The sequence below is a fragment of the Agrobacterium sp. LAD9 genome, assembly GCF_003031125.1.
GTDB classification, from domain to species: Bacteria; Pseudomonadota; Alphaproteobacteria; order Rhizobiales; family Rhizobiaceae; genus Agrobacterium; species Agrobacterium radiobacter.
In genome coordinates this window covers 21,561-41,109 of record NZ_PHGS01000014.1, presented here as the reverse complement: position 1 = coordinate 41,109, position 19,549 = coordinate 21,561, and the positions used below count along the sequence as shown (strand labels likewise).

Sequence of the window (19,549 nt, the reverse complement as noted above, 5' to 3'; positions counted from 1 at the left end):
CGGGTTTTATTACTTTTGGGTCACAGGCTTGGGAGGTGTGAGCGTGGTGCCGTCGGGGCCGAACAGGTAGCAATCTTCAAGCGCGAAGCCGACGCGGATGGACGATCCGGCAGAGAAGGGTACGACCTTGCCAAGCTGGATCGTGACATTGTGCGTGCCAGTATCGGAGCCGACAGCCATCAGCGGTGAAGCATCGGCATGCACAATGGTTTCGCGGCCCAGATGCTCGACAAGTCGCACTTTCGCGTCAAAGCCGATGAGTGAAGCCACATCGTCTTGTGTCTGCAGCCGTTCCGGCCGCACACCCAACGTCACCTTTTCACCTGACTTCAACGAAGCGCCGGTAGCCATGGGAACGCGCAACTCTTCAAGCCCGTCAAAGGCAAGAGTTGCGACATTCTGCTCGGAGCGCACAACCTTGCCTTCGAAAAAGTTCATCCGAGGCGCGCCAAGAAAACCCGCAACGAAATGGTTTTTCGGGTTGGCGTAGAGTTCCAGCGGAGAACCAACCTGTTCAATCTCGCCCTTGTTGAGCACGACGATGCGGCTGGCCATGGTCATGGCTTCCACCTGATCGTGGGTCACGTAGATCATCGTCGAGCCGAGTTCGGCATGCAATGTGGACAGTTCCACCCGCATCTGTGTGCGAAGCGCCGCGTCAAGGTTGGACAACGGTTCATCGAACAGGAACACATCCGGAGAACGGGTGATCGCCCGGCCGATTGCGACACGCTGGCGCTGTCCGCCGGACAATTGCTTTGGCAGTTTGTCCAATTGTTCAGTGATGCGCAAAATACCTGCGGCACGTTTGACCGCAGCATCGATTTCGGCCTTGGGCCATTTTGCCATGCGCAGGCCGAAACCCATGTTTTCGGCAACGGTCATGTGCGGATAAAGAGCGTAGGACTGGAACACCATGGCTATGCCTCGATCGCCCGGTTCTTCCTTGGTTACATCCCGGCCATTGATCATCAATTTGCCGGACGAGATAGTCTCCAGACCAGCAATGGTCTTTAGCAGCGTAGACTTGCCGCAGCCGGAGGGGCCGACCATGACGATGAACTCGCCCTTTTCGATGGTCAGGTTGATGTTCTTCAAGGCGTGGAAGCTGGTGTAATGCTTCTGGACGTTGAGGATTTCGACGCTGCTCATGTCAGTCGTATCCTTGCTGTTCGGTGAGAGTTAGTTGGTGCGGCGTGCGGAAGCGGTCATCCTTTGACCGCTCCCATGGTCAGGCCGGAAACGAAATGTTTCTGCATCATGAAGAACATGACGACGGGCGGCACGGCGACGAAGATCGTTGCGGCTGATACGATATTCCACGCAGAGACCCATTCACCCTTGAGGTTGGAAAGACCCGCCGTTACCGGCTTGACGGCATCGCTCTGCGTCAACACCAGCGCCCAGAAATAATCGTTCCAGATGAAGGTGAAGGTCAGGATGGCAAGGGCTGCCAATGCGGGTCGCACAAGTGGCACGACGATGTGGATCAGCGTTTGCCAAGGTGATGCACCCTCTGCACGCGCTGCCTGAAAAAGCTCATCCGGGAGGGCAGCGATGAAGTTGCGCATGAAGAGCGTTGCAAAGCCGGTCTGGAAAGCGATGTGGAACACGATCAGCGCCCAGTAAGTATCATAGAGGCCCGACCAGACCATCAGATCACGGATAGGGATCATCATGACCTGCTGCGGCAGAAAGTTACCACCGACGAACAGCGTGAACAGCACCATCGAACCACGGAAACGGTAGCGCGACAGCACGAAACCGGTCAACGTGGAGAAAACCAGTACCATGATGACTGAAGGGATGGTAATGATCATGCTGTTGGCGAAGTAGCGCAGCATCTTCGTCTGCTGGAAGACGGCGACATAGTTGTCTGTCAGGCTGAATTTTGTCGGCCAGCCCCAGTAGTTGCCCGCCATCACATCATCGAACGACCGGAACGAGGTCATGATCACCGCAAACAGCGGCAGCAGCCAGAGCGCCAGAATCACGCAGACCATTGTCATATAGACTATGCGGGAAACGGGTTTGTTTTCGGGAATAGGACGTGGATACATCAGATCACGCTCCCTTCTCGGCCTTGATGAGGCCGCGCAGATACCATGCGATGAAAATGGACATGATGAGGAAAAGAACCGTCGCAATTGCTGCGCCATAACCGAAACGATAGGAGAAGATCGATTGCTCGTACATCTGGTAGGCAAGCACGGTGGAGGAGCCGAACGGACCGCCAGCAGTCATCACCGAAATCGCATCGAAGGAACGCAGCGCGCCGACCACGGTAATGGCGACAGCGATGAAGGCGACCTGTGTTAACTGCGGTAGCACGATGTGCCGCAGCATCGGCCAACCGCGTGCGCCATCGACCCGACCGGCACCGATCATTTCTTCATCGAGATTGTTGAGGCCGGCCAGGAACAGCACCATGCAGAACGCGACCTGAGGCCAGAGTGCCGCGATGACAACGGCGAAGGTCACGAGATTTTCGTCCGAGAGGAGCGCCGGTGCGGTTGCTCCGAACGCCTGGTAGATGATGGCCAGCAGGCCGAATGTCGGATCGTAGAACCAGCCGAAAATCACACCGACCGTTACCGCTGCCAGCACAAGCGGCATGAAGAACAGCGACTTGACGATGCGCATGCCGGCAATCTTCTGGTTTACCAGCAGGGCGATCGCCAGACCCATGGGCGGTGCCAGCAGGAACATGATCAGCCAGATCGCATTGTTCTTCAAAGAGACGTAAAATTGCGGATCGTCGATCAGCTCTGCGTAGTTGGTTAGGCCAACCCACGTTTTGGCGCCCATTCCGTCCCATTCATGAAAGGAAATCCAGAACGTTTCTATCGACGACGCGATGATGACAATCAGAAAAAGGATAAGGCCTGGCGCAAGAAGCAGCGCAGGCGTCAGCCAGTTGCGATGGCGGCGCCACCAAATAGACATGAGACCATCCTGTCGATGATGAGGGAGGCGTCGCCGCCTCCCGTTGGTGTGGTTCAGCGTAGGCCGTTAGCCGTGGATGCGTTGGCGTGTCCGCTCGACCTGCTGCAGAATCTGGTCACGGCGTTCCGGCTTGACCATGAATTCTTGAAACCCCTTCAGGCCGGCCAGTGCAAGGTCCGGATCGCTGTCGCGGTCGTAATATTGGGCCGTACCTTTGACCTTCTTCATTTCCTCGACCGCCATCTTCAAGATCGGATCGTTCCCTATCGTGCAGTCGCTGCGAGCCGGGACGTTGCCTTCCGGAGACAGGTAGGCGCTGAGGTTTTCCGGCTTGTAGAAGAAGGCGAGGAATTCGCGCGCCAGCTCCTTGTTCTTCGAACCCGACGGCAGGTGGATCGAATCCACCGAAAAATCTTCGAACTGATCCAAGCCCGGCTTGATGGCTGGGAACGGCGCGAAGCGGACATGCTGGAGGTCTTCAGGCGGGAAGGCGTATTTGATGAAGTTGCCGAGATCCATCATCGCGGCCTTTTTCTGCACCAAGGATGCGGCTGCCGGATCCCAGGCAAAGGAGGTGCCGTTCGGCGTAAAGAAATCCGCCTTGATGAGCTGTTCCCACTTGTCGAAAACGTCCTTCAGGGACGGATCGGTGTATTTAACCTTACCTGCCATCAGGTCCATGTGGTGCTGAAGTCCGTTGATACGCAGGTTCATATGGTCGAACCAGCCGCCGCAGGGCCATTGGTCCTTGGTGCCCATGCTCATCGGAATGATGCCGGCTTTTTTGGACTGTTCCGCCAGCGTGAACAAGTCATCGAATGTCTTCGGAACGGTAAGGCCGAACTGGTCGAATGTATCCTGACGATAATAGAGACCCCAGAGAATACCACCTGTCGGCAGACCGTATTGCTTGCCATTGACGGTCACGGAACCAAGCGTCGCTCCAAGAACGTCGGCGTAATTTTCGCGCTGGACCAGATCGGAGATGTCGTCGAACAGGCCCTTTTCAACGAAGCTGCGCATACGGCTGCCGGAAAACCAGAAGCAGATATCGGGTGGGCTGGCGACGAGATAGTTGCGAATTGCCGTCTTATGGGCCTCATGGTCCATGTTGTTAACCGTGACAGTCGTACCGGACGCTTGGCCGAAGGCTTTGGCGATATTCTCCAATGCTTTGCGCTGCTCGGCATTGCCACGGTTCGAAATGATGGTCAGTTGTTTGCTTTGCGCAATGGCTGGCGTGCAGAGCGCAGCAGTGACAATAGCGACGCCGGTGTTCTGAAGAAAGCGACGACGAGACGTCGGCAGAAACTGCAATGTTGAATTCATATGTGATCTCCTCCTGCCAGGGTCCCAAGACCTGACGCAAAGTGAAAAAACCAAAGAATTTACCCGACGTCAATAATTTATTTAATAAATTAAATAATGTCTGGGCAAGCTTGATTGTTTGAGGGCAGCTGCTGCTCCCTGATGTAAGCCAGCACATCACCCAACCGTTTGTTCTTGGTGATCGCCGCGAGTTCAAATGTGGAGGTTGTGTGACACTCCGTTTGGAGGATGGCGACAGGTGGACTGGGGCAGCTTCACCACCTCGTGACGTCGGTAGTCCGACTGAAAATCTCGAACTGTGTCTTGCTAAGCGCGAATTGGATTGTCGCGCGACAAATGCAACAATTTATCAATTGACGCGCGCTAATTGATGTTATTTATTCTGGCCGCCCTTGTCAGGGTATTGGGAGAGATGGGTGTGGAGGAGTGGCACATGCCGCAAGACGCAGTTTTAACGAAACTTGACGCACGTTATTGGAAGTTGGCGATTGCCGGCGGGATGGCATCGTATTTGGACTCTGCCGCTATTATCTCGGTGGGCATCAGCCTTGCGATTTGGAAAAATGCATTCGGGATGGATCCTTGGGCAATCGGCTTTCTCAGTGCCTCACTTACATTGAGTATCGCGATCGGAGCGCTGGTCGGCGGACGTATTGCTGACGTCCTCGGCCGCAGGTTGGTTTTCAACGTAGATATTGCGCTCTATATTGTCGGCGTGGTTATTATCGTTTTGGCTACCAGCCAAAACATGCTTATTGCCGGGGTGGTCATCACCGGCCTTGCAGCAGGGGCAGATCTGCCGACATCGATTGCCGTCATTTCCGAACGTGCGCCGAGGGGTGGACTAGGCAGGATGGTTGCCTTCACACAGGTCATGTGGACGATCGGCATCGTTGTCGCAACGCTGATCGGCTTTCTGGTCGCGCATCTCGATATGCTGGGGGTGAAAATCCTGTTCCTACACCTGATCATTGTGGCAGTGCCGACGCTGCTAGTTCGCATTTTCAGCAAATCGTTCCGCGAACTGGAGGAAGAAACGAAAAGCCGAAACAGTGCGGACGAGAACGACGTTGCGGTTCCGTTGAGAACGCTCCTGACCACGCGGAAATATTTAAACGGGATCATTATCACTGCCGCATTCTATATTTTTTATGGTCTCGTCGCCAATACTTTCGGCCAGTTCAAGACCTACTTCCTCGTAACCGTCGGGGAAGCGACGCAAGCAACCGCCACTGGCTTTTCCTTCGCCGCGACGCTTGTCGGCCTTGCCTGCGCATCACTCTTTACCCGTTCGGCCGATAGCCGTTGGCGCAATTTTTTGTTTTATTTCGGAGCGGTGCTGCTTGTTGTTAGCCTGTCTGTGGCTGCCCTCTCGGGCGGCAAGATCCTGTGGATCATGCTTGTCGTCCTCATCCTCTATAACCTGAGCAACCCGTTTGCCGGAGAAGCGATTTACAAGGTCTGGACGCAGGAGGCTTTTCCGGTCAACGCACGCGCCACTGTACAAGGGATTACTTACGCAATCGCCCGCTTTGTATTTGCCGGGTTCGCGCTTGTTACGCCGACGATTATCGCCTGGAGCCCATCCGGTCTTTTTTGGATGCTGGTGAGTCTTGCGATTGTATCCGCATTGATCGGCTCGCTGATCATCCGTGCCAGTGCGCGGGTTTCGACCAAAGTGGCGCTGACAGCGGCAGAGCAGACGCTGTGAGTGACCATCGCTAAACAGCGCATCACAACCATTGGAAGCACGGATCTGGCAACCTCCGTGCTTCCTGTTTTTGAAGGACTTTTGGGAACACCCAGACAACCACAAGCAGATATTCTCGGATGAAGAACAAAAGCGACTATGACACACCAACTATGGCTGGCAGTGCCTCCATAGGCATCGAGCAAGAGGTGAAAGTTCACAAATCGAACCGACATCGTAAGAATGACGATTTGATGGTTGTGCAACCCGACCCGTTTGAAGGCTGTCATTTCATATCTCCGCGATTGGAGCATGGTCCGGCATCCGGTGCGCCGCGGTTATGGACCCTATTCAGGCTCACCAAGGATGTGCGTACAGCCGTTCTGTCGATTACAGCGCTTGGAGTTTTGAAGGCAAGCATTAACGGCGTGCCTGTCAGTGGAGATGTGCTGGCACCGGGATGGACCGACTACCGTTTCCGACTCTTGTATTCGCAGTACGATGTCACGTCGTTGCTGAAACGGGGCGACAATTTAATTGATGTCCTTTTGGGCAACGGCTGGTATCGCGGACAATTGGGGCGCCCCTCGCGTCGCGATTTTTATGGGGAGCGTCTGGGTCTGCTTGCCTGTCTGCATATTACATTCGTGGATGGGCAGAACCTTACGATTGGAAGTGATGACACATGGCAGGCATCATCCACGTCGATTGCCGCGGATGATCTCTATGACGGCTGTGTTGTCGATTATAGGCGCGAGGAGCGCATTCTTGGTACGGAAATCATCGAGATAGACAAACACATTCTCGAAAAACAATCGTTCCCGGGCATCGCCATAACTGAAACCCTTGAGCCCTGCGATATCAGCAGGCGTCATGACGGGTCGATCATTGTTGATTTCGGGCAGAACATTGCCGGTTGGGTACAGCTGCAGATACACAACCCCGTGCGCGATCAGAAAATCACAGTCCGGCACGCGGAGGTTCTCGAGCATGGTTTCCTGTCGCTGAGGCCGCTCAGGTCGGCAAAGGCTACGGATGTTTACTGTCTGTCGGGGCCGGAAAATACCAAGCTTGAACCCATCTTCACATTTCATGGATTTCGATACATCAGTATCGAGGGACTGAACGAGGCTGATCTGGAATTCGCTCGAGCGTTTGTCGTTGGCTCGCACATGCGGCGAACCGGATGGTTTTCATGCTCGGCATCATTGCTCAATAAGCTCCATGAAAATGTAGTCTGGAGCATGCGAGGCAATTTTGTGGGTATTCCGACCGATTGTCCGCAGCGCGATGAACGGCTGGGTTGGACTGCCGATATTCAGATATTCGCGCCGACGGCAACCTTCTTGTTCGATTGCACCAACCTGCTCGAATCCTGGCTTCGCGATCTCGCAGTTGGTCAATTGCCCGATGGTTCGGTGCCTGTCATCATTCCGGATATTTATCGGCGTGAATCCGTTGCGACTGCAGGCTGGGGCGATGCTGCGGCTGTCGTGCCTTGGGTCTTGTATCGTCAAACCGGACGAACAGACATTTTGCTGCGCCAGTTTGACAGCATGCTTCGCTGGATAGAACGAGCATTAAGTGCCGCCGGACCGGATTTGATTTGGAGCGGCGGGCATCAATATGGAGATTGGCTCGATCCGACCGCGCCACCGGATGATCCGGCCGCTGCCATGACCGATCGCGATATGGTCGCAACCGCCTGCCTATATAGGACGCTCGGGATCGTTGCCGATATCGCGGACGTCTTGGAGCAGTACAATGAGACGAAACGGCTTTCAAGCCTGAAGGATCGTCTGTTTGAACGCTTCCAAGCGGTTTTTGTTACCTCGGATGGTCGCCTGATATCGGAAAGCCAGGCAGCATACGCGATAGCGATCTCCTATGGTTTGCTGCATCCGCGTCAGAAGCAGGTCGCCGGTGATCGCCTGGCGGACCTTGTCCGAAAAGCAGCCTTCACGATTGGTACAGGCTTTCTTGGCACACCTGTCATTCTTGATGCGTTGACGATTACCGGACACCATCATGTCGCCATGCGGCTTATATGTCAAACCGAATGCCCCTCATGGCTTTTCCCGGTGACGATGGGTGCAACGACCATGTGGGAACGATGGGACAGCATGCTTCCCGATGGAAAGGTCAACCCGGGAGAGATGACGAGTTTCAATCACTATGCATTCGGCGCAGTCGCCGATTGGATGCACCGTCATTTGGCTGGCCTTCGTATGGAGTCCGTCGGCTGGAGAAGTTTTTCTGTTACACCAGCCTTGTGGAGCGGGCTTGAATTTGCCGAGGCCCGGTTCGCTAGTCCTTCGGGAATGATAGAGGCGCGCTGGAAGTATCGTGACAACCATCTTGATGTTGTCGTTATAGTGCCGGATGGCGTTACAGCAGAGGTTTGCTTACCGGGGGAAACCATCGAATTCTCCGCAGGCAGGCATAGGTTGTCTCGGATAGTGCCCCCGCCCATCGAAGCAGGCTTGGGACTGCAGCCGATGACCACACGTCAGGCGATCGATCACGAACTTGTATGGAACAGGGTCAAAGGTGCCGTCGGGCATTTCCGGCCTAACTGGGATGAGAAGACGCTGGCGCGGGTCGCCTGGTCATACTTCGATATGCCCCTTGCCGACCTTTCTCGTTGTGTCGGTCTTTCTATTCCGACGACGGACGAAGCCGCCCTGCGCCGGATGCTAGAGGAGATTCAACAGACATGTTCCTAGCTAAGGAACAAGCCAGTCGCGTGAACTTTTAGTTTCGACAATTTTCTTTATGTGGCATGTCAATATCTCAGCCTGAATCCGCCGGGCTTCAGCTAGAGAGATTGTGAGGTAGGCAGTAATGACCGGTAGACGAGTGCCAGGCGCCAACATGGCGACGGTCGCACGCCTTGTCGGAGTTTCGCGTGCGACAGTGTCGAATGTTTTCAATCATCCTGACCGCGTGCATCCTGACACGATTGCTGCGGTCAATGATGCGATCGACCAACTTAAATTTGTCCGAAATGGAGTGGCGAGAACGCTAGCGGCCGGGCGAGCCAACAATATCGGCATTATTGTTTCTGGTTTTGATCATTCCTATTCATCCGAGGTTATTGTCAGCGCGCAGGAGCGGGCTATGGCAGCGGGCATGCATGTGGTGATTACTTGCAGCAGTCATGACGTGGCACTACAGGACGAGCATTTGCGATACTTACATGGCGAAGGCGTTGCGGCCGTTATTCTGGTGCCGATGCCCAACTCTGATGCTTCCATTCGTCGGGCAATTGACCGAGGAACGCGGCTTGTGCTCGTCGACTATGATGGCGAACCCCTGAAATGTCCGAGTGTACGAATAGACAATATCGCCACCGGTCGCTTGGCTGTAACTCACCTCCTGGAGCGCGGAAAGAAACGCCTTCACTTTGTCGGACCAGACGGCCATCGGCTTGTGGTTCAGGACCGATATTCGGGCGCAATCGAGGCGGCGGGATCCGCTAAGGTGACTGTCTCCACTGTAGCGGGCATTTCCAAGGAGGCTGCGACCGCCTGCGGCAGGGAGATCGCCCGTCTTGCTAAGGACGGATTGATAGACGGAATTGTCGCCGCAACGGATGTGATGGGTATGGCGGTAGTTTTGGGGCTGAAGGAGGCTGGACTAAGAGTGCCAGAAGATGTTTCCGTTGTGGGTTGCGACTATAATGCCTTTGCGTGGAACGGAAATGTATCACTGACGAGTATCGATCTGATGAGCGCTATGGTCGGTGCGACCGCCACCCAACTTGCACTCGATTGGATAAACGGTGCTGCTCAGGTACCAGGCAACATCATTCTGCAGCCTCGTCTCGTAAGACGCGAAAGCTAAGGAGCTTTGAAAATACTCCACACGGCTGGAGAGGATTCTTCCTTTGCAGGTCTCACGCAGACATCCGCCGGAGATGGCTTGGTTGGTAAGCCCGCGCCTTCGTGAAGATTTTTCGTAATATGCTCGCCCTCAGCTGATCTTCATGTCGCCTCACGGGAAGACCACAGCCAACGTGGATATCGCCGTGACGCCGATCGGCAATGAGGTCTGCATGATCTTATTGGTCGCGCCGGCCTGGCCAATATGTCGTATATGTCGATGAATTTAGGAACGGTGTCGCATTTACGAACATCTTCCTTCCGGATGGCAAATCAACCAGCGCTCGCGGTACTCTCATCGAGATCAAGTAACACTCATCCTTTCGATCCGGCGAAGCGTATCCCCCGCGCTTCGCTCCATTCCTCGCCAGCGGCTAGTACAGGTTCGCGCTAGACCCAAAATCAGATCACTCGTCAACTCGAAACAACACGATCCGTTAAACCGGAAGCCACCGCACATGGCATGATGTTCCAAACCGAAAATAGACGGATGGTAAATCTCCCTTTGTGCAATCAAAACAGGTCGGCGTCGAGCGCCATGATGTCGGCGGCGCCGGCGCGGATGGCGGCATCCAGCGCTGCGGTCTGCGGCAGCAGTCGGGCCGCAAAGAAACGGGCAAGCGCCAGCTTGCGCTGCTTCAGCGGTGTCGTTGCATCGGTTGCGGCCTTTTCGGCCATGCGCACCCAGAGCCATCCGAAGCTCACCAGCGCGAAGAAGCGCAGGTAGTCGGTGGCGCTCGCTCCTGTTTCCACCGGGTCGGCGCCTTTGGCCAGCAGGTCTTCCGTCAGCTCCTCGAGCAGGGAAAGGGCCTCGACGACCGAGGCCTTCACGGCTTCGAGTTCGGCCGAGCCCGAAGTTGCCGAGAGATCGCTGCGCACCAGCGCGAAGAAACCGCGCGCGACATCGCCGTTTTCCATCGGCAGTTTGCGGCCGACGAGGTCCATTGCCTGCACGCCGTTGGTGCCTTCGTAGATCTGGGCGATGCGGGCATCGCGCACATACTGCTCCATGCCCCATTCGCGGATATAGCCGTGGCCGCCGAAAACCTGCTGCGACTGGACGGCGATCTCGAAACCGAAATCGGTGAAGGCGGCCTTCACCACCGGCGTCAACAGCGCGACGAGGCCATCCGCCCTGCGGCGGGTTTCCTCGTCGGGATGGCGGTCGGCGATGTCCATCTGCAGCGCGGTCCAGACGGCGAGCGCGCGGCCGGCTTCGGTCAGCGACCGGCCGGTCAGGAGCATCTTGCGCACGTCGGCATGCTCGATAATCGCCACGGGGCCGCGCGCGCCGTCGGCGGAACGGCCCTGGAGGCGTTCGCGGGCATAGGTAACGGCCTTCTGGTTGGCGGCTTCGCCGATGCCGAGGCCCTGGATGCCGACGAACAGGCGTTCGGCATTCATCATCGTGAACATGGCGTTGAGGCCGCGGCCGGGTTCGCCGACCAGCCAGCCGATGGCGCCATCATAGTTCATCACGCAGGTCGGCTGGGCGTGGATGCCCATCTTGTGCTCCAGCGAGCCGACCGATATGCGGTTACGGTCTCCGAGCGAGCCATCTTCCTTGACAAGGAACTTGGGCGACAGGAACAGGCTGATGCCCTTCACGCCCTTCGGCGCGTTTGGCAAGCGTGCGAGCACCAGGTGGACAATGTTGCCGCCGAAATCATGGTCGCCGGAGGAGATGAAGATCTTGGTGCCCTTGATGGCGTAGGAGCCGTCCCCGACGGGTTCGGCGCGGGTGGTGAGGAGGCCAAGATCGGTGCCGGCAGAGGATTCCGTGAGCGCCATTGCGCCCGTCCATTCGCCCGTAATCATCTTCGGCAGATACTTCTGCTTCAGTTCGTCGCTCGCATGATGGGCAATCGCCTCGACGGCTCCGCGGGTCAGACCCGTAAACAGGCCGAAGGAGAGGTTGGCGGAAGACAGCATCTCGTCGAGCAGGATCTGCAATACGCGCGGCAGGCCCTGTCCGCCGAATTCCGGATCACCCGACAGGCCGCACCAGCCAGCCTCGACGAAGGCCTTGTAGGCAGCCGCGACACCCTTCGGCGTTGTTACCAGCCCGTTTTCCAGCCTGCAGCCTTCCTCGTCGCCAGGACGGTTGAGCGGTTCGAGGACCTCGGCGCAGAACTTGCCGCCCTCCTCGAGAGCGCTTGCTGCGAGTTCCGTATTGATCTCTTCAAAGCCGGGAAGGGCTGCCATCTGCGCGTCGAAGTCGAAGACCTCGCCGAGCAGGAAGGAGATGTCGTCGACGGGAGGGGTATAGCCAGCCATGGGGTTTCCTTGCCTCTTTTTGTTCAATTGCGCAGCGGCTTGCCCGTCGCCAGCATGTGTTTGACGCGGTCCACGGTTGCGGGTGTTGCAAGCAGGTCGATGAAGGCCTCGCGCTCCAGCGCGATCACATCGTCTTCCGTGAGCGGTTTCAGCGGATCGGCGGAGGGACCGCCCGTCAGCACGTTGGCAAGCGCGCGCCCGACCACGCCGTCATGCACGGTGGCGCGGCCGGCGAGCGCTTCGCTTTCGATAATGTTGTGGATCGCCGAAGCACCCGACGGGCCGGACATGGCGATCGCCGGCGGCTCTGGCGCGACATAGGTTTCAGCGAGCGCCAGAGCCTTTGCCTTGGCGTCGGCGATCAGCCGGCTGCGGTTCATGGTGATGCCGTCGGTGGCCTTCAGGTAGCCAAGGTTGCGGGCGTCGAAGGCGCTGGCCGAAACCCTGGCGGGCGCGATCAGGTTGAAAGCAGCAATCGCGGGTGCGACCGGCCCATGCAGTGCTGCGGTGGAAGCCGAGAAGCGCAGCATCAATTCCTTGCAGCCTCCCCAGCCTGGCACGACACCGATGCGGGTCTCGACGAGACCGATGGAAAGCTCCGCATGGGCCTGGATCGCATCGCAATGCAGCAGGATCTCGCAGCCGCCGCCGAGCGCCAGCCCCGCAGCCGCGCCGACGACCGGGAAGGGGGCGTATTTGACTGCCTTGAAGGTGTGGTGGCCATGGTCGATGAAGGCGCGGACAGCCTCGCGGTCACCCTTCTCCAACGTCTCAAGGAGGACGCGCAGGTCTGCGCCGGCGCTGAACACGGGAGAATCGCTGCCGATGACCAGCGCCTTGAACGCTCTAGCGGTTCGTTCGACCGCCTTGTTGATGGCGTCGAGCAGGGCGGGACTATAGGTGTTCATCTTGGTGCGGAATTCGAGGCAGGCGACGCCGTCGCCAAGATCCCAGAGGCTTGCCGCACCCCAGTCTTCCACCGGCTTGCCGGCGAGCTTGAGGTCGGAAAGGAGCAATACGCCATCACCCTTGGCGATGGGCTCAACGGTGCCGTCAGGCAGGAGGCTGGCGCGCTTGCCGCCGACGACCGAATATAAACCGCCGTTTTGGGCTGCAAGCGAGAGGTAAGCGGGCACGGCAACACCGCGCGCTTCGAGCCGCGCCTTCAGCCAGCCGGCGCCAAGCCGGTCGATCAGTTCGAACGGACCCTGCTTCCAGCCGTAGCCGGTGCGCATCGCTTCGTCCACGGCATCCGGCGTGTCGGCAATCTCCGGCACGAGGGAGGCGGCATAGGCGAGTGTCTTCTCCATGACCACCGCAGCATAGCGACCGCCGAAGCCCGCATGTTCCATCAGCGCGCGGGGATCGCCGCCGGACGCATCCAGGCTTTCGGAGGAAACCGCCTTCTGCGGCCGGTAGTCACCGGTCCTAAGATCGGTCACGTCGCGGGATTTGCGGTCGGGCGACAGCCGCACGAAGCCGGCGCCGCTTTTGCGCCCAAGGCGGTTTTCAGCGACCATGCGGGCGATCAGCGCCGGTTCGGCGTCGTAGTCCTTCACCGCGTCGCCGGGCGGCGTTGCATTCTGCAGGCTGCGCAGGATTGTGGGCATGAGGTCGATGCCGACGAGGTCCAGTAGCCCGAAGATGCCGGTGGAGGGAATGCCGAAGGGTTTGCCGATGATGGCGTCGGCTTCCTCGACATCGAGGCCAAGCTTAATCGCCTCGTTTTGCGCCACCACCATCCAGTAATTGCCGATGCGGTTGCCGATAAAGCCGGGCGTATCCTTGCAGATAACGACACTCTTGCCGAGGCCGTGATCCGCGAAGTCACGGATCGTCGCGGTCACTTCAGGCCTGGTCTCCGTGCCCAATACGAGTTCGAGGAGCCGCATGATACGCGGCGGATTGAAGAAATGGGTGATGAGGAAGTCGGTAGCGAAACGCTCCGGCAGCGCCTCGACCAGAGAATGCAGTGGGATTGTCGAGGTGTTGGAAGAGACGATCGAGCTTTTCTTCCGAACGCCGTCGATGGCGCGGTAGAGCGTCTGCTTGATCTCCAGCTTTTCCGCTACCGCCTCGACGATCCAGTCGGCATCGGCGATCAGTGCGAGGTCGTCCTTCGTCGATCCGGTGCGGATTCTCTGCGCAAAGGCGGGGTCCATGAAGCCATTGGCCTTTAGCTGGCGGGCGACGCCGCCATCGGCGAATCTCTTCTCAACATCAAGCAGCACCACGTCGAGCCCTGCATTGGCGAGATGGGCGGCGATGCCCGAACCCATGACGCCTGCGCCGATGACGGCTGCTTTCCTGATTTCAGCCATGATTATGCGGCCTCCAGAACCATGGCGATGCCCTGACCGCCGCCGATGCATTGGGTGGCGAGCGCATGGCGTCCGCCTTCGCGCTTCAGCAGCAGGGAGGCCTTGCCGACGAGGCGGGCGCCGGTCGCACCCAGCGGATGGCCGAGCGCGATGGCGCCGCCGTCACGGTTGAGGCGGGTGGGATCGATGTCGAGGTCGCGGCAGCAGGAGAGCACCTGCACGGCGAAGGCCTCGTTCATCTCGATCACGTCGATGTCGGCTGCCGAAATGCCGGCGCGCTTCAGCGCCTTGCGGCTGGCCTCAACCGGGCCGATGCCCATGATTTCAGGTGCGCAACCGGAAATGGCGTATCCCGAGATGCGGGCGAGCGGTGCAAGATTATGGCGCTTGACGAAGCCTTCCGAGCAGACAAGCGTCGCGGATGCGCCGTCGGTGAGTGGCGAGGAATTGCCTGCTGTCACCGAGCCGACGGCCTTGAAGGCGGTCTTGAGGCCGGCGAGCTTTTCGGCATCCGTTTCACGCGGGCAACCGTCGACGGCAACATCGCCGATCGGGGCGATTTCGGCGGCCAGCCGGCCATCGGCGCGGGCGGCGAGCGCCTTCTTCTGGCTCTCCAGCGAATAGGCGTCCTGTTCCTCGCGCGAGATGCCGTAGCGGTCGGCAAGGTTTTCTGCCGTCAGCCCCATGTTGAGGAAGGCGATGCGCCGGGCATCGCTCCAGGCCGGGTTCGGCATGGGGTTGAAGCCCATCATCGGCACGCGGCTCATGCTTTCCACACCGCCCGCGATGAAGGCGTCACCCGCGCCCATCGCGATTGCGCCGGCGGCCATCTGGATCGCCTGCATGGAGGAACCGCACCAGCGGTTGACGACGGAGCCGCCGACCGATTGCGGCAGACCGGCGATCAGGGCCGCACAGCGGGCGATATTGAGGCCCTGTTCGCCCTCGGGAAAGGCGCAGCCGAGGTTCACGTCCTCGATTTCGGCAGCGTCGATGCCGGAGCGGTCGACCAGCGCCTTGATGACGCCTGCGGCGAGGTCATCGGGACGAACGCCGGCAATCGCGCCGCGATAGGCGGGTGCAAAGGGGCTGCGCAGGTAATCGACGATATAGATTGCGGTCATGTTCTTCTTCCTGTTCGGAACGGGCGTCACATGTTGGGATAGTTCGGGCCACCGCTGCCTTCGGGCGGGACCCAGGTGATGTTCTGCGAGGGATCCTTGATGTCGCAGGTCTTGCAGTGCACGCAGTTCTGCGCGTTGATCACGAAACGCGGGTCGGTCTTTGCCTGTTCGTCGTCATAGACGACCTCATAGACCCCCGCGGGACAGTAGAGCCGCGCCGATTCGCCATAGAGCGGCAGGTTGTGTTTGATGGGGATGGCTGGGTCGGCAAGTCTTAAATGAACCGGCTGGTCCTCGGCATGGTTGGTGTTCGACAGAAATACCGAAGACGGCTTGTCGAAGGTCAAAACGCCATCCGGCTTCGGGTAGCGGATCGGCGTTACCTCGGAGAGCGGCTTCAGGCTCTGAAAATCTGCCTTCTTGTGCGCGAGCGTGCCGAAGGGCGAGACGCCGAAGAGTGTCTGCAGCCACATGTCGATGCCGCCAAGGCTAACACCGAGCACGGTCCCGAACCTCGACCACAGCGGCTTGACGTTACGAACGGGCTTCAAATCCCGCCCGATCGCCGAACCGCGCCAGCCGGCCTCATAGTCGTCGAGCGTATCGTTGGCGCGGCCGCTGGTTAGCCCGTCGAACACAGCATCCGCTGCCTGCATGCCGGAATGGATGGCGTTGTGCGAGCCCTTGATGCGCGGAACGTTCATGAAGCCTGCTGCGCAGCCAGCGAGTACCCCGCCGGGGAAGGCGAGCTGTGGCACCGACTGGTAGCCGCCCTCGGTCAGGGCGCGCGCGCCATAGGCGATGCGTTTGCCGCCCTCGAAGGTGTCGCGGATCAGCGGATGGGTCTTGAAACGCTGGAACTCGTCGAAGGGCGAGAGCGTCGGGTTCCTGTAGTCGAGATGCAAGACGAAACCGACGGTCACGAGATGATCGTCGAAATGATAGAGGAATGAGCCGCCACCGGTCCTCATGTCGAGCGGCCAGCCGAACGAGTGCTGCACCAGTCCTTTTCGAAACTTCTCCGGTCTGACCTGCCAGAGTTCCTTGATGCCGATGCCGAATTTCTGCACCGAGCGGCCCTCGGTCAGGTTGAAGCGGGCGAGGAGCTGCCTGGTCAGGCTGCCACGCGCACCCTCGGCGAATACGGTGTATTTCGCCCGAAGCTCCATGCCGGGGGTGAAATCATCCTTCGGCTCGCCGTTGCGGCCGATCCCCATGTCGCCGGTGGCGATGCCGGCGACCGCGCCGTTGTCATCGTAAAGCACTTCGGTTGCCGCAAAGCCCGGATAGATCTCGACGCCGAGGGCTTCGGCCTGCGCGCCGAGATAGCGGGCGACATTGCCAAGCGACCCGATGAAGTTGCCGTGATTGCTCATCAGCGGCGGCATCAGCGCATTGGGCAGGCGGAAAGAGCCGGCGGGACCGAGCACATGGAAGCGGTCATCGGTGACTTCGGTGGTGAGCGGGCGGGCAGGGTCGGTCCGCCAGTCTGGCAGCAGCGCATCGAGGCCGGAAGGGTCGATCACCGCGCCCGACAGGATATGCGCGCCGACTTCCGAACCCTTTTCCACGACGACGACGGAGATTTCCGCACCCGCTTGCGCCGCGCGCTGTTTGAGGCGGATCGCGGTGGCAAGACCGGCCGGCCCCGCGCCGACGATCACCACGTCGAAGTCCATCGCCTCCCTGATTGTCTCGCTCAACCTCTCCTCCTTCAGTTGATGTTGGAATGTGTATCAAACGATTGTTACACTCCGCAAGTGGAAAATTTTCCGGACGTTTGCCGGGCCTGGAGAGCGGAGCCAAGGGATTTGGGGAAACTGCTTGTTTGCGCTATGAGCGTTGGAAGGGTTGCTCGGTTATGACGAAAGCACGACGGTAGGGGGCTGCTTGAAATGGTACGTACTACGAAAAGCACGCTTGCAGGCGCATTGCAGGACAGCGGGATGACCGATAGACATCGCGATATCTTAGAGGCTGCCGCCGCCCTATTTGCCGAGCGTGGCTATGCGGCAACATCGGTGCGCGATATCGGCGAGCAAGTAGGACTGCTCGGCGGCTCGCTCTATCACTATATCAAATCGAAGGAAGCGCTGTTTGTCTGCATCCATGACATTGCCCTGCAGGTGGCTGAAGACCGCATCCGTGCGGCCGTCGCGCCGCTTTCCGACCCGTGGGCACGGCTGGAAGCGGCCTGCGTCACCATGATGGAAATCCAGCTGGATCCTAATTCTCTGACTATGCCGCTGATGAACGACTTTGCGTCGGCTCCGGCCGAGATTCGCGAACGTCTTGTAGAGAAGCGCGACGCCTTCGAGCTGGTGTTTCGCGACTTGGTTGCCGCCCTGCCGCTCGACCCCGCGCTGGACCGCAGCGTCTATCGGCTGCTGCTCCTGACTCTGCTCAACAATATCTCTGGTTGGTATCGTCCCGGCCGCATGAGCGCCGACGAGATTGGCCGTCAGATCTTGAAGATCTTCCGCCACGACGATATCTGACGGAGCGTTTACGCAGCGGGCACCGCTTCCTGATGAGATGGGATTCGTAGACCCAGCAATTTGCCTCTGCTTCAAAACGTTGATCAAAGGCGCGATGCCTGTCATCTCTGCGATCTCATCGTGATTCTTGTGGCCGGTTCGTCGGATTTGTTCCGCTATCTCTACGAGGTCGTGGGTGTTGTATCGACTGGGATCGACACGGTTGCGATGGCTGCAGCAACAGATGCGATGCCTGCTATAACGAATGTGGCCGATAGCGATGACGTGATCATCATTCCGGCAATGGCCGATCCCAAGGGAAAGCCTGCGACATTGAGACTCATCGAGATCGCCATAACGCGGCCCAGCTGATGCGGATTGGTACGCCTTTGGCGCAAAGTCAGGAGAGAGACCTCGATCGGTCCTGACATAACGCCCGCGATCATCAGGCCAATGGCAAGCCCACCGAATCCAAATTCAGCGGCAACCGGCCACGCGGCTAGCGCAGTGACAACCATTCCGGCGGCCATGATGTGTCGCTCGCGGCCATTTGTCTTCAGATGACCAGCAACAAGCGCTCCAACGCCACCACCAATACCCATTGTCGTCCACAACAGCCCGGTTATCGAACTGCCAATATCCGCAGCGTAGTGAGCGGATACGAAAACAGGGATAACCACGGTGAGGGCTCCCCAGGTGACTTGATAAAGGGAATAGGAGATGGCGAGGCCTCGCAGCGTCGGCTGTTGCGCCACCATCTGAATGCCTTCGATAGTTTGTTGGACGAAAGATGCCTGCTTGGAGGCTACTCCCGGAAGGCACCGTACGCGGTAAAGGGAGAGCCCGGCGCTCGCATAGGCCAATGCAATCACCAACATGGCGCCCTCAGGTTCTAGCCATGCTGCGAGACCCCCCGCCATCGCCGGCCCCACGACATCGACGATGGCGTAGACCATTGTATCCAGCGCATTGGCGCGATCGAGCGCCTGGGATGGAACTAGCCGTGGTAGCAGGGTTCGCGTTCCCGCGGCGCCTAAAGGGCCTGCAAGTGAAAACAGCACCGCCAGAATGAACAGAACTGGAAGACTGGCCCACCCGGCCCAACCAGCAACACCGATCGCAGCGATGAAGATGGCACTGGCGATCATATCGATCCTGACAGCAACTGTCGGCCCAAGACGATCCAGCAGCACGCCGGCAACAGGGCTAAAAAGCAGGCCAGGAACTATCGCCGCAAACATGAACCATCCGGCCAATGCTGGCGACGAAAACCGCGTCAGGACGAACAGCACCAATGTCAGGACAACCATCCGCCCGGCGAGACGAGACAGGATCGCAGCAAAAATCAAAGGGGATAAGCCGGGAATCCTCAAAAGATCGCGATATGAGTTTTGCTGTTCCACCATGACCTATGTTACTTCGCTGGAGAAGTGTCCAGTGACAACGAATGACGTTATTGCTCCAAGGCTGCCGCGGTCGCCAACGGGAACCCGAGTGTGTT

General features: G+C 58.5%; 13 protein-coding genes. 4 read left to right on the top strand and 9 right to left on the bottom strand.

Going from position 1 to position 19,549, the window contains the following annotated elements:
• Positions 1-9 precede the first annotated feature (9 nt).
• The 4 genes from DA915_RS15430 to DA915_RS15415 all read right to left on the bottom strand — a co-directional run bounded on the left by DA915_RS15430 (position 10) and on the right by DA915_RS15415 (position 4,275).
• Positions 10-1,152, bottom strand: coding sequence for an ABC transporter ATP-binding protein (locus tag DA915_RS15430; RefSeq protein WP_107676482.1), 1,143 nt, complete (start codon positions 1,150-1,152; stop codon positions 10-12).
• A 56-nt stretch (positions 1,153-1,208) separates the two neighbouring features.
• Positions 1,209-2,060, bottom strand: a complete 852-nt coding sequence (locus DA915_RS15425) for a carbohydrate ABC transporter permease (RefSeq protein ID WP_107676481.1) — start codon at positions 2,058-2,060, stop codon at positions 1,209-1,211.
• A gap of 4 nt (positions 2,061-2,064) precedes the next feature.
• Positions 2,065-2,946 (bottom strand): carbohydrate ABC transporter permease, encoded by an 882-nt coding sequence (locus tag DA915_RS15420; protein ID WP_107676480.1) that lies wholly within the window; start codon positions 2,944-2,946, stop codon positions 2,065-2,067.
• A gap of 66 nt (positions 2,947-3,012) precedes the next feature.
• Positions 3,013-4,275: an ABC transporter substrate-binding protein gene (locus DA915_RS15415; protein ID WP_107676479.1), complete on the bottom strand. Its 1,263-nt coding sequence runs from the start codon at positions 4,273-4,275 to the stop codon at positions 3,013-3,015.
• Positions 4,276-4,708: 433 nt separating this feature from the next.
• Here DA915_RS15415 and DA915_RS15410 point away from each other — a divergent pair, with 433 nt between their 5' ends.
• From DA915_RS15410 to DA915_RS15400, 3 genes are all read left to right on the top strand, one after another.
• Positions 4,709-5,986, top strand: a complete 1,278-nt coding sequence (locus DA915_RS15410) for an MFS transporter (RefSeq protein ID WP_107676478.1) — start codon at positions 4,709-4,711, stop codon at positions 5,984-5,986.
• 119 nt (positions 5,987-6,105) lie between these two features.
• Positions 6,106-8,691 (top strand): alpha-L-rhamnosidase, encoded by a 2,586-nt coding sequence (locus DA915_RS15405; RefSeq protein ID WP_107676477.1) that lies wholly within the window; start codon positions 6,106-6,108, stop codon positions 8,689-8,691.
• 148 nt (positions 8,692-8,839) lie between these two features.
• Positions 8,840-9,811 (top strand): LacI family DNA-binding transcriptional regulator, encoded by a 972-nt coding sequence (locus DA915_RS15400; protein ID WP_192886555.1) that lies wholly within the window; start codon positions 8,840-8,842, stop codon positions 9,809-9,811.
• Between the two features lie 551 nt (positions 9,812-10,362).
• Here the strand turns inward: DA915_RS15400 and DA915_RS15395 are convergent.
• From DA915_RS15395 to DA915_RS15380, 4 genes are read right to left on the bottom strand one after another with little or no spacing between them, the layout of a single operon-like run.
• On the bottom strand, positions 10,363-12,126 hold the full coding sequence (locus DA915_RS15395) for an acyl-CoA dehydrogenase C-terminal domain-containing protein (RefSeq protein WP_107676475.1): 1,764 nt from the start codon (positions 12,124-12,126) through the stop codon (positions 10,363-10,365).
• 23 nt (positions 12,127-12,149) lie between these two features.
• Positions 12,150-14,447: a 3-hydroxyacyl-CoA dehydrogenase/enoyl-CoA hydratase family protein gene (locus tag DA915_RS15390; protein WP_107676474.1), complete on the bottom strand. Its 2,298-nt coding sequence runs from the start codon at positions 14,445-14,447 to the stop codon at positions 12,150-12,152.
• A gap of 2 nt (positions 14,448-14,449) precedes the next feature.
• Complete coding sequence (locus DA915_RS15385; protein ID WP_107676473.1) at positions 14,450-15,571, bottom strand: thiolase family protein; 1,122 nt, start codon at positions 15,569-15,571, stop codon at positions 14,450-14,452.
• 26 nt (positions 15,572-15,597) lie between these two features.
• Complete coding sequence (locus DA915_RS15380; protein WP_371412719.1) at positions 15,598-17,250, bottom strand: electron transfer flavoprotein-ubiquinone oxidoreductase; 1,653 nt, start codon at positions 17,248-17,250, stop codon at positions 15,598-15,600.
• 216 nt (positions 17,251-17,466) lie between these two features.
• Between DA915_RS15380 and DA915_RS15375 the strand changes: the two genes are divergently transcribed.
• Positions 17,467-18,069 (top strand): TetR/AcrR family transcriptional regulator, encoded by a 603-nt coding sequence (locus DA915_RS15375; RefSeq protein WP_107676471.1) that lies wholly within the window; start codon positions 17,467-17,469, stop codon positions 18,067-18,069.
• A gap of 161 nt (positions 18,070-18,230) precedes the next feature.
• Here the strand turns inward: DA915_RS15375 and DA915_RS15370 are convergent, their stop codons facing one another.
• Positions 18,231-19,454, bottom strand: coding sequence for an MFS transporter (locus DA915_RS15370; RefSeq protein WP_244600734.1), 1,224 nt, complete (start codon positions 19,452-19,454; stop codon positions 18,231-18,233).
• Between the last annotated feature and the right edge of the window lie 95 nt (positions 19,455-19,549).